This window comes from Arthrobacter sp. 01T419, assembly GCF_056398865.1.
This window is the reverse complement of record NZ_JBFTQF010000002.1, coordinates 63,966-77,512: the sequence shown is the minus strand read 5'-3', so window position 1 is coordinate 77,512 and position 13,547 is coordinate 63,966. Positions and strand designations below refer to the sequence as shown.

The window sequence follows — 13,547 nt, the reverse complement described above, 5'->3', positions numbered from 1 at the left end:
GGGCGGCGCTTTTGCAAATTCGCGTCATTCGCTCCGGCCGGCGACCGGTCCACTTACGTCAACGAAGCGTCTCACATGGGGGTTGGAAAAGCTACTCTTTCGTAAGACGTCTTACGAGTGTATCTTGGCAAACATGACCCAGATCACACGCCTGCCGGTAGATTCGCGGCTCCTCGGCACTGGCAGATTGCCGGAGACGCGCTTAGGGGTGCAGTTCACCCGGTACCCGGGCCACGAAAGCCGGCCACTGGTGGAATCAGTGCTGGCCGCCGTGGACGACGGCTTCACGCTCGTTGTTCTCAACAGCATCGCCGCGGAACATTCCGGTGAATCACTTGCGCAACCGGACAAGCCTGGCGAACTGGACGAGGTGGCGGAGGAGGCCCGGCATTCCGGGGTCGAGATCCAGCTTGGCCTCGGCTGCGCCGGGCCGTTCGGCGATCCTGCCACGGTGAGGGCCGGGATGGGGAGAGCCCTTGCCAGGGGAGTGGATCTTGGCATTACCGAGTTTTTCGTTCACACCCGATCCGAACGGCAAGGTGCCGTGGAGCAGGGCAGGTTCCTCGACCACCCTGCGCAACTCCGGCTCATACGGGCGAACCTTGAGGCGCTCGCACCCGCGGCGCGGGACGCCAGCGTGCGCATCAACCTCAAGACCCACGAAGACCTGGCTTCACCGGAAGTGCTGGCACTTGTCCAGGCACTGGATCCCGCGGTGTTCGGAATAGGATTCGACGTGGCCAACCTCGTGGTCCGCGCAGAGGACCCAATCGAGGCAGCCCGGAGCCTTGGACCGTACATCAGGATGACGCACTTGGAAGACGCGGTCTTGTTTCCCCTACCCCACGGATACCGGCGCCGCCTGCGGGCAATCGGCGAGGGAGTCTTCGACTGGGAAGCGATCCTCGGCCACCTTCTCAGTGCCGGGGTGAGTGACTTCACCTTGGAACAGCACCGGGGAAAGTTCGATGCTCCGGTTTTCGACCGTTCGTGGTTCACCCACGAACCCCACCTCGACGCCGCGGGGCTGGGCCAGTTGGCCCGGCTCGGTGTTGCGACGCACGACGGCGTGGCGCACGGGCGTATCCCGGCGCTCGCCGACTGGGACGACGAGCCCGGCCCGGCCGAGCGTCGTCGTCAACTGCTCCACAGCGCCGCGACGTTGCGGGGGCTCCTCATATCGATCGGTGCCGTTGTGAAAGAACCGGCCACGATCCTTTCCGGAGAGGAAGGACTCTCATGACAGCCATTGCCGCCTCACAGATCGTTGTCCCTGCCAGAAGCAGGCCTTTCAGGAACTTCCTCAGACGGGACACGACATTGACCATGACCCTGTCCCTCTTGGCCGCCCTTATTGTGGCCACCCTGTTGGGCCCCTTGGTCTGGCGGGCGCAGCCCGATTCCATCAACCTTGGCGCAGTCCTCCAGGCTCCCAGCTTGGGCCACCCCATGGGCACCGACGACACGGGCCGTGACGTGCTGGCCCGGGTTCTGGCGGGTGGCCAGACATCGATCCTGGCCGGCCTGACCATTGCCTTGATCGGGGCCGTGCTCGGTTGTATCGCGGCCCTTTTGGCGGGATCCATGCGCGGCTGGGTGGACACGCTTTTCACTTGGTTGACCAACTCCATCCTCTGCTTCCCAGCCATCCTCCTGGCGATGGCCATCGCAATGGCGCTCAAGCCGGGCGTGACGGCCGTGGTCATCGGGCTCTCGCTACACTCGTTCCCCTGGTACATGCGGACCCTCCGCGGTGAGGTGATGCGTTTGTATGGCCAGGACTTCATCCGCTCCACCATGGCACTCGGAGCACACCCGGCCCGCGTCTTGTTCCGCCACGTCTTCCCGCACCTGGTCCCGATCATGATCCTTCAGATGGCCGCCGTCTTCGGCGCGGCAGTGCTCTCCCTCGCCGCCCTCGGCTACTTGGGCCTCGGGGCACAACCGCCCACTGCCGAATGGGGAGAAATGATCACGGACGGCCAGCAATTCTTCCTGACCGGTCAATGGTGGATCGCCGGTTTCCCCGGCCTGGGCCTGCTCCTTGCCGTCAGCCTGACGACCCTGATCGCAGACCGAGCCCGGGAAGTCCTGGACCCACGCGGCGAATTCGTCCAGGCAAAGTGAGGTTTCCTGATGATTAGCACCATTTCCAAACGACTCGGCGTGGCACTGGCCACTGTCTTCGGGGCTTCGATCTTCGCCTTTATCCTCCTCCGCAAGGTTCCCGGTGACCCGGCCCGGGCCATCGCCGGGGATACGGCCACCGACGACACCATCGCGGCCCTGCGGAAATCAATGGGCTTGGATGACAACCTGCTCGTCCAGTACGGGAACTACATGGGGTCGCTTCTACGCGGTGACTTCGGCTTCTCTTACAGCACCGGGAACAGTGTGGGCAACCTCCTTGCGCAGCGCCTACCGGCCACGATCGAACTGGGGCTGTTGTCGGTCCTCATTGCGATTGCGGCAGCAGTCCTCGCCGCGAGCGTCGCCGTCTACTCACGACGCCGCTGGCCGGACCGCTTCCTCCGCGTCGCCTCTTCCTTGGCCATGGGTTCACCACCTTTCTGGATCGCGCTGCTTGCCTTGCTGGTTCTCTCGATCCAGCTCGGGATCTTCCCGGGTCCGGAAGGTCGCCTTTCACCTGGGACTCTCCGTCCGCCAAACATCACCGGCATGTTCACCGTGGATGCCGTGCTGGCTGGACAGTGGGGAACGTTTGCCAATGCCGCCTGGCACCTGATCCTGCCCGCGACGATCGTCGCCCTGGGCCCGTTCGCCTTCCTCAGCAGGCTGTACCGGAACCAACTTCGAGGCACGCTGCGAGAAACCTTCGTCACTGTTGCCCAGAGCCATGGTCTGCGCCGGTTTCCGGTCTACACGCGCCACGTGGCCCCGCACGGCCTCTTGTCGCTATTGCCGGCGGCGTCGCTCTTGTTCGCCGACCTTCTGGCGGGGAGCCTGCTGGTCGAAAAGGTGTTCGGGTGGCCAGGGATAGGTTCCATGACGGCCGACGCCATCATTCAGAAGGACTTTGCCGTGGTCCAGGCAGTTCTTCTGCTGGCCGCCATCCTCTACGTAGTGGTCAGCCTCGTCGCGGACCTCATCATGACCGCGGCAGATCCCCGCACCCGAGTAGGAGCCCGCTGATGTCGCACACCAACGCATTTCCCTTACCTTCCCAAAGCGTGGCCGAGAACGGGGACCGGGACCGATCGCTCGTGCTCAGCGTCAACGGCCTCGTCACCGACTTCGACACCGCCTCGGGAACGGTCCATGCTGTGCGCGACGTCTCCTTCGAGCTGCGCAAACGCCAGCGCCTGGCGATCGTGGGAGAGTCGGGCTCCGGGAAATCCGCCATGGCCATGTCACTCGTGGGGCTGGTCCCGCAGCCGGGCCGGGTCGTCAGCGGCAGCGTTAAGCTCAACGGGACAGAACTCGTGGGGCTCGACGACGCCGGGATCTCCAGGATCCGAGGCAAGGATATCGGCTTGGTGTTCCAAGACCCGATGGCTGCCCTGGACCCCCTGAAGACCATCGGAAGCCAGTTCGTAGAAACCATCCGGGTGCACCAAGACGTGTCTGTCAAGGTGGCGCGGAGGATGGCCTGTGAACTCCTCGCCGAGGTGGGCGTCAACGATCCGCAGCGGAGGATCGCCGACTACCCCCACCAATACTCCGGGGGCATGAGGCAACGCGTGCTCATCGCCATGGCCATAGCCAACGACCCCACCGTGGTCATCGCGGACGAACCCACGACGGCCCTCGACGTCACCACGCAGGCACAAGTGCTCGACCTCCTGGCCAAAATCTGCGACGAACGCGGAAATGCGTTGATCATGATCACCCACAACCTGGGGATCGTGGAAGAACTCTGCGACAGCGTCAACGTCATGTACGCGGGCCGCTTCGTCGAATCCACCAGTACCCGGTCCCTCTTCGGCTCGCCGGCACACCCGTACTCCAAGGCACTTCTGGATTGTGTCATCGACCCCGCCGCCACCAAGCGCGGGGCGTTGCCCGCCATCCCGGGCTCGCCCCCGGACCTTTCCGTGGACGAGCCCGGATGCCCCTTTGTCGCCCGATGCCCACTTGGCCGGGATGAACTGCGGTGCGCAACAGAACGTCCCGAGGCCCGCGCTTTGGCGAGCGGCGCCGTCGTCCGCTGCCATTTCGCGAGCGATACCCCAGGAGATGCAGCATGAGCAACCTAGCCACAGCCCCGCTCTTGCGGGTGGAGAACCTCAACAAGTCCTACGGCCGAGGCGTCGGATCACGGAACCGGACCCAGATCCTCCGGGACGTCTCCTTCGAACTGCGCCGCGGACAAACACTGGGACTCGTTGGAGAATCGGGCAGCGGCAAGTCCACCACGGCGGCGTGCGTTATGGGCCTGACAGGCGTAGACAGCGGCCTGATCGAGTTCGACGGCGTGGACCTCACCTCCCTTTCGAAGCCGCAGATGCGGCGGATGCGCAAGCGCATCCAAATGGTGTTCCAGGACCCCAACGGCTCACTGGACCCGCGCTTCACGGTCGCTGACTTGGTGGAAGAGCCATTGGTCATCCACGGCGTCTCGGACGCCGCTGAGCGCTCGCGCCGGGTCGAGGAAGTGCTCGACCGCGTCGGCATCACCGTCAAGCAGGCGCAGCGCTATCCCTTCGCGTTCTCCGGCGGTCAACGCCAACGGATCGCGATCGCCCGGGCATTGGTCCTGAACCCGGACCTCGTGGTCTTGGACGAACCGGTGAGCGCGCTGGACGTCTCCATCCAGGCCCAGGTCCTCAATCTCCTGAGCGACCTCCAGGATGAGCTTGGGTTGACCTACCTGTTCATCGTGCATGACCTGGCAGTGGCCCGGCTCATGAGCCATCACATCGCCGTCATGAACTCGGGACAGATCGTAGAGGCCGGAACCTCGGCGGACGTATTCGACAACACCACCCATCCCTATACGCGGGCGCTGCTGGATGCCGTTCCGGGCGCTCGCCGCCGGGCCAAGGCGCTTGCGGCGGCCGGGACGGCCGTAGCCGCGGAAGGAAAGTGAGATGAGGACCCTGCCTGCCCCACGTGTCCTGATGAAGAGGACGACGGCGTTCCTCGCCGCCGCCGGCCTGCTCGCCTTGGCCGGTTGCGCAACCCCAGCGAACTCATCCGGTGCGACAAACCGGCCGTTCACAGTGAACTGGGCCACGACGCTGACAAATATCGACCCGGCTTTCGTCTGCGCCGGCAACGAAAACAGTTTCGCCAGCAATTTCTATGCCCGGCTGGTCAAGCTCGACGCGGATCAGCAGCCCGACGGAACGCTCGTAGCCAACACAGATCCAGCCCGGGTCAAGGGCGACTTGGCCGCAACCTGGACGGTCTCTCCTGATGGGAAGGCCTACACGTTCTCCCTGCACCCCGGGGCCAAGTTCGCCAACGGCAACCCCTTGGATGCCGAGGCCGTCAGGTATTCGATCATGCGGAATCTCACGATTGGCGGATGCGGTTCCCTGGGCCTTCAGATAGGCCTGACGGATCCGCCCCTGATCAGCAGGGTTGTAGTAGTAGACCCCCAGACTGTCCGCCTCGAACTGTCACGCGCCTATCCCGCGATCTTGGTGACCCTGGCGCAGAGTCGCGGGTCGATCTATGACCCGAAGGTCATCAAGGAACATGGCGAGGACAAGAAGGGCGTGCCGAATCAATGGCTGGCCGCGCACACCGCCAGCAGCAGCGGCCCCTATGTCCTGGATGAATACGTAGCAAACAACTACGCGGTGCTCAAACGGAATCCGAACTACTACGGCACGGCTGCCAAAGAACCGGTGGTCCGCGTCAACTTCATCACCTCGATACCGACCCTGATGCTGCAGGCGCGTCGAGGCGAGGCGGATGTGACGCTTGGACTGCCGCCCTACGTGGTCCACGAACTGAGCCAGAACGACTGCTGCAATGTGTCCACGGCCCCGGCATTTGCCCCGGTCACCGTATCCTTCGACAACTCGTCAGGCGTGACGTCCAATCCGAAATTGCGTGAAGCACTGACGTACGCCGTGCCGTACGAGCAGATCAAGGCCAGCGTCGCCTACGGCTACGCGGACAGCTACTACGGCCCGTTCGTTCCAGGGACGCCCGGATTCGACCCGCAACGTTCCGCCCCCCGCCCCCTTGACAAGGACCGGGCACGGGCGTTGGTCAAGGAGTCGGGCCTGGCGAATCCCCAGATCGACCTCATGATCAACCCAACGTCGCCCGGAGTCTCGACCCTTGCGACGATCCTGAAAGCCTCGTGGGAGGAAATCGGCGTCACTGTCAACATCGATTCGCAGACGCCCACGGCCTTTGCCACGAAGTTCAATACCGGCAAATACCAATCCGCGCTGCTCTTCGAAAGTGCCGGTGCCGTGGCGGCCTACGAACTCCGCAAGAAGATGACCTGTGGCAGCAGCTTCAACAACCAGCACATCTGCATTCCAGGCACTCCGGAGCTCATGAAGAAGCTCGACGACGCACCAAGCCTGCAAGCCCAGCTGCCGTACATCAATGCACTCGTGGACGCTTGGCGGGCCAGTTCCCCCACCATCATCCTCTACCGTGCGCAGTTCACGGCAGTGCTTGCACACTCGGTCAAGGACTTCGACTACGCCTCGTCAACCACGTTTTACAACTGGGGGCGTTAGGGCACGGCTTGAAACACCGGAGGCCCACCCTCGGTGACGACGCAGATACCCGTCGAAAAGCACCCGCGGCGGGCGAGACAACAGGAAGAACTAGCTAAGGACGAGAAAATGCGAATTGGTGTCGATGGAAGCAAGATCCCCCACGAAGCGGACGACTCAGCGATCCGTATCCTCGAGCGGGCACATGGCATGGGGATGGAAGGCGTGTACTTCCGAAGCGTCATGGACGTCTCCCCGACCCTGGACCGCGGCTTGCTCGCAGAGGTCCGGGACTGTGCGGATTCACTCAATCTCTACCTCCAGATGGGCCTCGCCAAGGTCAACCCGTACGCGACGGCCGAAGCGCCCCAGGTCCGTAGGCTCGGCGACGGCGACTACACACGCGGCATGATCAAGATGATCGAGGCCGCGCACGAAGCCGCTGGCGTGACAGACCTGTGGGTGGCGTGTGCCAACTACCAGCGCGGCATGCCGGGTTACTACGTTTTCGACCGCTTCCGGACCGACGCACCGTGGGCCGATCAGCTCGTGGCGATCGAGAAGTTCCTGCGGCTCCTTGCCCCGGCGGCCCGGGACCACGGCGTGCACATGAACATCGAGACCCACGAGGAGATCACGAGTTACGAAATCGTCCGTCTGGTCGAAGCCGTGGGGCCGGATGTCCTGGGGGTCACCTTTGACACAGCAAATGTGGTGGTGCGAGGGGAGGACCCGGTGGCGGCTGCGCGTCGCGTGGCACCCTATACCCGGGCCACCCACCTGCGGGACTTTGTCCTGGGCGAACAGGACGGTGTCTTCGGGCGGATCTTCGCACCGATCGGCCACGGCTCGATCGATTGGGACGCGGTGCTCGGCATCCTGCACGCCGAAACCCCGGACCTCCCGCTTTCGATCGAGAACGCAGGCCCCACCTTGCACCTGCCAATCGGCCTCGACGATCCTGAATGGATTGCCATGCACCCGGACTTGGACCTCGAAGAAGTGGCTAGCATCCGGAGCATGGCGGCGGGGTACGCGGAACGGGCGGAACGGGGCGAAGCGCCGCGGCTCAGCGACTTGCGCGCCGCCCAGTACGACGGTGCGCACTTCATCGACATCTCGGCGAAGGCGCTGAGGGACGCGCTGTCCCGGATCGGCGCAGCAGTGTAGGAGCAGAATAGGCACATGACTTCCAACATCACGGACGTGCCAGGAATCCGAGTGGGACATGTCCAGCGGATCGGCGACGGTTGGCTGAGCGGGGTGACCGTAGTTCTCCCGCCGCCCGGGACGGTGGCATCGGTCGATGTGCGCGGCGGCGGTCCGGGCACGCACGAGACGGATGCGCTTGATCCCACCACCCTCGTGCCCACGGTGGATGCAGTGGTGCTCACGGGTGGGAGTGCCTTCGGTTTGGTCACGGCCCACGGTGCCCAGCGATGGTGCGAAGAACAAGGGCGCGGGTTCGCCGTGCCCGGGGGAGTAGTGCCAATCGTTCCGGCCGCCGCGATCTTCGACTTGGGCCGCGGCGGTGACTTCGCAGCCCGCCCCGACGAGGCCATGGGATACGAAGCGGCCGCCGCGGCTGCGGCCGCAAGTGAGCATGCCGACGTCGGGCGCGGAAACATTGGCGCCGGTACCGGTGCCGTGATCGGACGGGGCGCATTCAAAGGCGGAGTGGGCACGTCCTCCATCACCCTGGACAACGGAGTGGTGGTGGGGGCGCTCGCAGTGGTGAACGCGCTGGGCATGCCTTTTGGCGGATCGCCCCAGCGGGAGGAGCCCGGGAGCACAAATCCGGCCGCGCCCCCGGCGTTGAACACCACGCTTGTTGTCGTCGCGACCAATGCGGTCCTCGACCCTGCCGAATGCAAGCGCACTGCCAGTGCCGCACACGCTGGCCTCGCCCGGGCTCTGAATCCTTCCCATACCCTCGCCGACGGCGACACGGTGTTCGCACTGGCGACGGGCGCCGTCGGGCTCGACCGCAGTTCGGAACAAGCGAGGCAGGTCTCCCTCATTACCCTGCAAAGCGCGGCGGCAGACGCCGTGCGCCTGGCTGTTCTTGACGGCGTCGCTTCCGCGGAATCCATCACGACGGCGGCAGGGACCTTCCCGTCCTACGGCGCGGTTTAGCGTGTTCTAGGGGGTTCTCCGGCACGGAGAAGGGTGACACCGTGCCGGTGTCTGCGCTAGCATGGGCGGATTTAACATTCGCGCCGCATTAGCGTAGAGTTGTCTGTTGGTTGTCTGCACAGCCACGCCCATATAACAGGTCGCGAGTCCTGCTATGTGGAGTGGCAGGAGCCGGACGGCCAAACAAACAAAAAACGTCCGCAGATTTTCCGGTGCCTATCCGGAGGGCTGCGGCAAACAACAGTTAGCGGAGGATATGGCCAAGAAGGACGGGGTCATTGAGATCGAGGGCGTTGTGACTGAGGCGCTGCCCAATGCGATGTTTCGCGTTGAGCTCACCAACAAGCACATCGTTCTTGCACACATCTCGGGGAAGATGCGACAGCACTACATCAGGATTCTCCCTGAGGACCGCGTAGTGGTGGAGCTGAGCCCTTACGACCTCACACGTGGTCGAATCGTCTACCGCTACAAGTAATTGCTGGGCGGCAGCCTTGGGAAACCTTAGGTATTGCCGCAACAGCCGACCAACTGCAACACGCAAAGGAACGCCATGAAGGTCAAGCCGAGCGTTAAGCAGATCTGCGACAAGTGCAAAGTGATCCGCCGTAATGGCCGGGTCATGGTGATCTGCGAGAACCCGCGCCACAAGCAGCGCCAGGGCTAATTCCCCGCAAGGGAACTAGTGCCCGCAAGGGCAACCTGGGTTGCTAACCCACGCAAGTAAATAAAGGCAGCACAAGCTGAATTGGGACGCACAGAGCCCGGACAGCTAACCCCCGGTCGGAGGCTGGGGCCGCACTGAAAGTGCGGGTGTACTGCCTACGACCTCCGGTTTATTCAAGGAGTACTGCCACTATGGCTCGTCTCGCTGGCGTAGACATTCCCCGCGAAAAGCGGTTGGAAATTGCGCTTACTTACATCTACGGCGTGGGCAAGACCCGTGCACACGAAACCCTGGCTGCCACCGGCATCAGCGCTGACGTTCGCGTCAAAGACCTGACTGACGCCGAGCTGGTCCAGCTGCGTGACTACATTGAAGGCAACTACAAGGTTGAGGGTGACCTTCGCCGCGAAGTAGCAGCAGATATCCGCCGCAAGGTTGAAATCGGCAGCTACGAAGGCCTGCGTCACCGCAAGGGCCTGCCCGTACGCGGTCAGCGTACGAAGACCAACGCTCGTACCCGCAAGGGCCCGAAGCGTACCGTCGCCGGCAAGAAGAAAGCCGGCCGCTAGAAATAGCAGCTGACTTTCCCCCGATAACTTTCTGTAGGAGAAATAATGCCCCCGAAGACTCGTGGCGCGGTTCGCAAGCCGCGTAAGAAGGACAAGAAGAATATCGCGCTTGGCCAGGCGCACATCAAGAGCACCTTTAACAACACCATCGTGTCCATCACGGACCCGAACGGTGCTGTCATCTCCTGGGCTTCCGCCGGTGAGGTTGGATTCAAGGGCTCCCGCAAGTCCACCCCGTTCGCCGCCCAGATGGCTGCCGAGGCTGCTGCAAAGCGCGCCCAGGAGCACGGTCTGCGCAAGGTCGACGTGTTCGTCAAGGGACCGGGATCCGGACGCGAGACCGCAATTCGTTCGCTGCAGGCCGCTGGCCTCGAGGTTGGCTCCATCCAGGACGTCACCCCCAGCGCCCACAACGGTTGCCGCCCGCCGAAGCGCCGCCGCGTCTAATTGGCTTCTTGGCTTTTGCCGGCCGGGTCCGCTGCGGAACAGTCTGACTGTTCCGCAGCGCCCGGCCGGCAAAGCCGGAACCAAGCCGATTTCCACCACCTGTGTTGCGTCATATAGCGGATGCTCGCCGAAAGGAAACCTAAGTGCTTATTGCACAGCGCCCCACTCTGTCTGAAGAAGTAGTCTCCGAGAACCGCTCGCGTTTCATCATTGAACCGCTGGAACCGGGCTTCGGTTACACCCTCGGAAACTCCCTCCGCCGTACCCTGCTCTCCTCCATCCCTGGTGCTGCTGTTACCAGCATCCGGATCGATGGCGTGCTGCACGAGTTCACCACGGTTCCGGGTGTCAAGGAAGATGTCACTGAGATCATCCTGAACATCAAGAGCCTCTCCGTGTCCTCCGAGCACGATGAGCCGGTTGTTGCATACCTGCGCAAGCAGGGCCCCGGAATCGTCACTGCCGCGGACATCGCTCCGCCGGCCGGCGTCGAATTCCACAACCCGGATCTGCACATTGCCACGCTGAACTCGAAGGGCAAGTTCGAACTCGAACTGACCATCGAACGCGGCCGCGGCTACGTTTCGGCAGCTCAGAACAAGTCCGGCGACTCCGAGATCGGCCGTATTCCGGTCGACTCGATCTACTCGCCGGTCTTGAAGGTTACCTTCCGCGTGGAAGCTACCCGTGTTGAGCAGCGCACTGACTTCGACAAGCTGATTGTCGACGTCGAGACCAAGCAGGCTATCGCCCCGCGCGACGCCGTTGCCTCGGCAGGCACCACCCTGGTGGAGCTGTTCGGTCTTGCACGTGAGCTGAACACCGCAGCTGAAGGTATCGAGATTGGCCCGTCGCCGACGGATGCTGCCCTGGCAGCTGACATGGCACTGCCGATCGAGGATCTGGACCTCACCGTCCGTTCCTACAACTGCCTCAAGCGTGAGGGCATCCACACCGTGGGTGAACTCGTTGCCCGCTCCGAGGCTGACCTGATGGACATCCGTAACTTCGGTGCGAAGTCCATTGATGAGGTCAAGGCAAAGCTGGTTGAACTGGGTCTGTCCCTCAAGGACTCCCCTCCCGGTTTCGATCTTGCAGCCCGCGCCGCAGCCATCGAAGAGGACGACGCCGCGTTCAGCGACGACGAGCTCTAACAAGCAGATCTTGGCCACCGAGTCCACGTTCGGACCCGGAGGGCCTTCATTACAGGAGAAATTACTATGCCTACCCCCACTAAGGGTCCGCGCCTCGGAGGCGGTCCGGCTCACGAGCGCCTGATGCTCGCGAACCTGGCAGCATCGCTGTTCGAGCACAAGCGCATCACCACCACGGTCACCAAGGCCAAGCGCCTGAAGCCGTATGCAGAGCGCCTCGTGACCTTCGCCAAGCGYGGCGACCTGKCYTCCCGYCGCCGTGTACTCGGCCTGATCAGCRACAAGGGCRTCGTCCACGAGCTGTTCACCGACATCGCCGGCGCCGTTGCCAACCGCGATGGTGGCTACACCCGCATCACCAAGATCGGCAACCGCAAGGGCGACAACGCTCCCATGGCTGTCATCGAACTGGTTCTTGAGCCGGTTTCCCCGAAGCAGGCTGTAGTTGCCGAGGCAACCAAGGCTGCTGAGAAGGCTGCTCCGGTTGCCGAAGAAGCTCCGGTTGCTGAGACCGAAGCTGCTGAGGAAGAGGTCGTTGAGACCGAAGCCGCCGAGGTTGAGACCGAAGCCGTTGAAGCTGCTGAAACCGAAGAGGCTCCGGCCGCTGAGGAAAAGAAGTAATTCACTGAATTCTTCACAGTAGACTTAAGTCTATGAACGAACGAAAACCCGCTGCCCCCGTTTTGGGGGGCGGCGGGTTTTTGCGTGTCCGGATGGATCTTTCGTACGACGGCGGCCCTTTCAATGGTTGGGCGCTGCAGCCCGGCCTACGGACTGTGCAGGGTTCGCTGGAAGAGGGACTGGCGTTGATCGTGCGCCGTCCCGTGCGCGTCACCGTGGCTGGTCGAACCGACGCCGGTGTGCATGCACGCGGACAAGTGGCGCACATTGATCTGTCGCAGGCCGAGTGGAGCGGACTTCCGAGGGGCCACGAGATTGATCCCGCCTCTGCGCTGCTCCGGAGGCTTCGTGGAGCCTTGAGCCGTGTCCTCCAGGATGAAACCGGCGCCATTGAAGTGCACGACGTCGGACTGGCAGCTGACGGCTTTGACGCTCGCTTCTCAGCGTTGTGGCGCCGCTACAGTTACCGGATTGCCGATGGCCCGGAACGCTGGGACCCGGTTCTACGCAGGCTGACGTTGTGGCACAAATCCGTGTTGGACGAAGGCGCGATGAACTCGGGAGCCACCGCGCTGCTGGGGCTTCAAGACTTCAGGGCATACTGCAAGCCGCGCGAGGGAGCCACCACCATCCGCGAATTGCAGCGCTTTGAGTTCGTCCGCGGCAGCGATGGGGTGCTTGTTGCCAACGTCCAAGCCGATGCGTTTTGCCACAACATGGTGCGGGCCTTGGTGGGATCGGCGTTGCGTGTGGGGGAGGGCCTGGAACAGCCGGAATGGCTGCATGAACGCCTGCTTGCGGGGGTCAGGGACGCTAAGTCGGTACTGGCCGCGCCGTACCCTTTGGTGCTTGAAGAAGTGGCCTACCCCTCCGACGACGAACTGTTTGCCCGGGCCGAGCTGACCCGGGCCCGGCGGGAGTAGTAGGCGCCGGGCCCTGCAAGACGTCCTGTCCCACGACGAGGCCTCGACGTTGAACGGCCCCCTCCCGGTTCTGGGTACCGGGGAGGGGGCCTGCGAGACCACCCGCGGTTCTGGGTATCGCGGGTGATCGGTTTGAAGGCGCCCCAGATGCGCCTGGTTCAAAGGTTCGGAGATGCCTAGTGCACTCCGAGCGCTGTCCTGACGGCGGCAGCGAGGCCGTCGATGAATCCGTTGAGGGCGAGACCAAAGGCACCAACGCCCACGACGATGACTACAGCGATGAACCCGACCAACATCGAATACTCGGTGGCTGTTGCTCCGCGTTCCTTTGCGAAGGACGAAACGAGGCACTTGAGCTTGCTTTTCATGATGACCGACCT

The 13,547-nt window shown here is 63.2% G+C and carries 16 protein-coding genes; 15 read left to right on the top strand and 1 reads right to left on the bottom strand.

Annotated features, from left to right (window positions below; translation table 11 throughout):
• Positions 1-133: 133 nt before the first annotated feature.
• From AC1DLO_RS03980 to AC1DLO_RS03910, 15 genes are all read left to right on the top strand, one after another.
• The gene (locus AC1DLO_RS03980) at positions 134-1,243 is read left to right on the top strand and encodes a sugar phosphate isomerase/epimerase family protein (RefSeq protein WP_476889334.1); all 1,110 of its coding nucleotides are present in this window, start codon (positions 134-136) and stop codon (positions 1,241-1,243) included.
• Positions 1,240-2,127, top strand: coding sequence for an ABC transporter permease (locus AC1DLO_RS03975; protein WP_184740603.1), 888 nt, complete (start codon positions 1,240-1,242; stop codon positions 2,125-2,127). The genes AC1DLO_RS03980 and AC1DLO_RS03975 overlap by 4 nt, the downstream gene beginning before the upstream one ends.
• Before the next feature lie 9 nt (positions 2,128-2,136).
• Positions 2,137-3,153, top strand: coding sequence for an ABC transporter permease (locus AC1DLO_RS03970; protein WP_184740602.1), 1,017 nt, complete (start codon positions 2,137-2,139; stop codon positions 3,151-3,153).
• Complete coding sequence (locus AC1DLO_RS03965) at positions 3,153-4,208, top strand: ABC transporter ATP-binding protein (protein ID WP_184740600.1); 1,056 nt, start codon at positions 3,153-3,155, stop codon at positions 4,206-4,208. The genes AC1DLO_RS03970 and AC1DLO_RS03965 overlap by 1 nt, the downstream gene beginning before the upstream one ends.
• Positions 4,205-5,050 (top strand): ATP-binding cassette domain-containing protein, encoded by an 846-nt coding sequence (locus AC1DLO_RS03960; RefSeq protein ID WP_476889333.1) that lies wholly within the window; start codon positions 4,205-4,207, stop codon positions 5,048-5,050. Before AC1DLO_RS03965 ends, AC1DLO_RS03960 begins: the two co-directional genes overlap by 4 nt.
• Position 5,051: 1 nt before the next feature.
• A complete protein-coding gene (locus AC1DLO_RS03955; protein ID WP_476889332.1) occupies positions 5,052-6,671 on the top strand; it encodes an ABC transporter substrate-binding protein in 1,620 nt (539 codons plus the stop codon).
• 108 nt (positions 6,672-6,779) lie between these two features.
• Positions 6,780-7,820: a sugar phosphate isomerase/epimerase family protein gene (locus tag AC1DLO_RS03950; RefSeq protein WP_476889331.1), complete on the top strand. Its 1,041-nt coding sequence runs from the start codon at positions 6,780-6,782 to the stop codon at positions 7,818-7,820.
• Positions 7,821-7,835: 15 nt separating this feature from the next.
• Positions 7,836-8,786: a P1 family peptidase gene (locus AC1DLO_RS03945; RefSeq protein ID WP_476889330.1), complete on the top strand. Its 951-nt coding sequence runs from the start codon at positions 7,836-7,838 to the stop codon at positions 8,784-8,786.
• Between the two features lie 256 nt (positions 8,787-9,042).
• Positions 9,043-9,264 carry a translation initiation factor IF-1 gene (infA, locus tag AC1DLO_RS03940; RefSeq protein ID WP_009358723.1) on the top strand — a complete coding sequence of 74 codons (222 nt, stop codon included), beginning with the start codon at positions 9,043-9,045 and terminating at the stop codon, positions 9,262-9,264.
• 75 nt (positions 9,265-9,339) lie between these two features.
• Positions 9,340-9,453: a 50S ribosomal protein L36 gene (rpmJ, locus tag AC1DLO_RS03935; RefSeq protein WP_011775570.1), complete on the top strand. Its 114-nt coding sequence runs from the start codon at positions 9,340-9,342 to the stop codon at positions 9,451-9,453.
• Between the two features lie 191 nt (positions 9,454-9,644).
• On the top strand, positions 9,645-10,022 hold the full coding sequence (rpsM, locus tag AC1DLO_RS03930; protein ID WP_011775569.1) for a 30S ribosomal protein S13: 378 nt from the start codon (positions 9,645-9,647) through the stop codon (positions 10,020-10,022).
• 45 nt (positions 10,023-10,067) lie between these two features.
• Positions 10,068-10,469 carry a 30S ribosomal protein S11 gene (gene rpsK / locus AC1DLO_RS03925; RefSeq protein ID WP_028265083.1) on the top strand — a complete coding sequence of 134 codons (402 nt, stop codon included), beginning with the start codon at positions 10,068-10,070 and terminating at the stop codon, positions 10,467-10,469.
• Positions 10,470-10,612: 143 nt separating this feature from the next.
• On the top strand, positions 10,613-11,623 hold the full coding sequence (locus tag AC1DLO_RS03920; RefSeq protein WP_265979357.1) for a DNA-directed RNA polymerase subunit alpha: 1,011 nt from the start codon (positions 10,613-10,615) through the stop codon (positions 11,621-11,623).
• A 66-nt stretch (positions 11,624-11,689) separates the two neighbouring features.
• The gene (gene rplQ / locus AC1DLO_RS03915; RefSeq protein WP_476914402.1) at positions 11,690-12,244 is read left to right on the top strand and encodes a 50S ribosomal protein L17; all 555 of its coding nucleotides are present in this window, start codon (positions 11,690-11,692) and stop codon (positions 12,242-12,244) included.
• Between the two features lie 32 nt (positions 12,245-12,276).
• Complete coding sequence (locus AC1DLO_RS03910) at positions 12,277-13,167, top strand: tRNA pseudouridine synthase A (RefSeq protein ID WP_476889328.1); 891 nt, start codon at positions 12,277-12,279, stop codon at positions 13,165-13,167.
• A 176-nt stretch (positions 13,168-13,343) separates the two neighbouring features.
• Here the strand turns inward: AC1DLO_RS03910 and AC1DLO_RS03905 are convergent, their stop codons facing one another.
• Positions 13,344-13,535, bottom strand: a complete 192-nt coding sequence (locus tag AC1DLO_RS03905) for a Flp family type IVb pilin (RefSeq protein WP_184740584.1) — start codon at positions 13,533-13,535, stop codon at positions 13,344-13,346.
• Between the last annotated feature and the right edge of the window lie 12 nt (positions 13,536-13,547).